The sequence below is a fragment of the Roseovarius sp. D22-M7 genome (assembly GCF_037083785.1).
In the GTDB taxonomy this organism is placed as follows: Bacteria; Pseudomonadota; Alphaproteobacteria; order Rhodobacterales; family Rhodobacteraceae; genus Roseovarius.
In genome coordinates this window covers 1-1,161 of sequence record NZ_JBAPKY010000175.1, presented here as the reverse complement: position 1 = coordinate 1,161, position 1,161 = coordinate 1, and the positions used below count along the sequence as shown (strand labels likewise).

Below are 1,161 nucleotides of genomic sequence, written 5' to 3'. Positions count from 1 at the left end.
GAAGTATCCGTGTTGATCAAGCGGTTTTCGGGGTCCACTTGCGATTAGCTTTGACGAGCGCATTTGCCATTTCGATAAGTTTACGCATGACGGCGACGAGGGCGACCTTGGCGGGCTTCCCGGCGGTACGCATGTTGTCATATTTGGCCTTGAGATCGGGATTGTGGCGCACGGCGACCAGCGCGGGCATGTATAGGGCATCGCGAAGTGGTTTGCGCCCGCCCCCGATGAACGCCTTGCCCTGCCACTGGCCGGATTGGCGGGTGATCGGTGCGAGGCCAGCGAGGCTTGCCACCTGTTTGCGCTCGAGCGTGCCGATCTCCGGCAGCAGGATCAGCATGGCGGCGGCGGTGACAGCACCGATCCCGGGCATGGAGCACAGGATATCTCGGTTGCGTGCCGTGGCCTCCCGCGCCTCGATCAGCGCCGCGATCTCGGCGTCCAGCTCGGCGATCTGACGCTCCACCTGGGCGAGCCGCGCCTTGGTCTGGCGTTTCAAGACCGCGATATCATGGGTCTGGGCGCGGTTGCGCAGTCTCGTGCGGTCCTTGATCAACCCGGTGCGCGCAACGTGCAAGTCGCTGAGAGCACGCGCTTCCCTGGAACACGCTGCTTGGGGTGCCAAGTCGAACACCGCCCCCATGCGCGCCAGCATCTGGGCATCCACCGCGTCCGTCTTGGCCCGGGTGCCATGCGCCTCGGTGAACCGACGCGCTTGAAGCGGGTTCACCTTGACCAGGGGAAACGTCTCGCCAAGCGCCGCCTCGAACGCCTTGTGATACGGCCCCGTCGGCTCGAACACGATCCGTGCCACCGGTGCCTTGCCAAGCCACTTGCTCAGGGCGCGAAATCCTGCCGCCGAGTTCTCGAAGCGCTGCGCCGCGCCATCTTCCAGTCGGAACGCGTCCAGATGGGATTTTGAAATGTCCACGCCAATGGTATGCTCTGTCATCTTCGCCATGTCCTATGCTTGTCATGCGTGATTTGTCACACGCGTATCCGTTCAGGCCCTTTGGTGAAGACGGCGGCTGATCATACTTCCGTACGGTCCCTATCGACCGAGCATTATGCGATCCGGCCGCCGCCACTGCTCGCCATAAATGGCGTGGCGGGCAGTGGCTCCTTCATACCTCAGGAGCCGGGTTCAGTGTAAGACAAGCA

The 1,161-nt window shown here is 62.8% G+C and carries 1 protein-coding gene; it reads right to left on the bottom strand.

Annotated elements, in window-relative coordinates:
- Positions 1-16 precede the first annotated feature (16 nt).
- Positions 17-952 carry an IS110 family transposase gene (locus V8324_RS21950; protein WP_336422006.1) on the bottom strand — a complete coding sequence of 312 codons (936 nt, stop codon included), beginning with the start codon at positions 950-952 and terminating at the stop codon, positions 17-19.
- Positions 953-1,161: the final 209 nt, after the last annotated feature.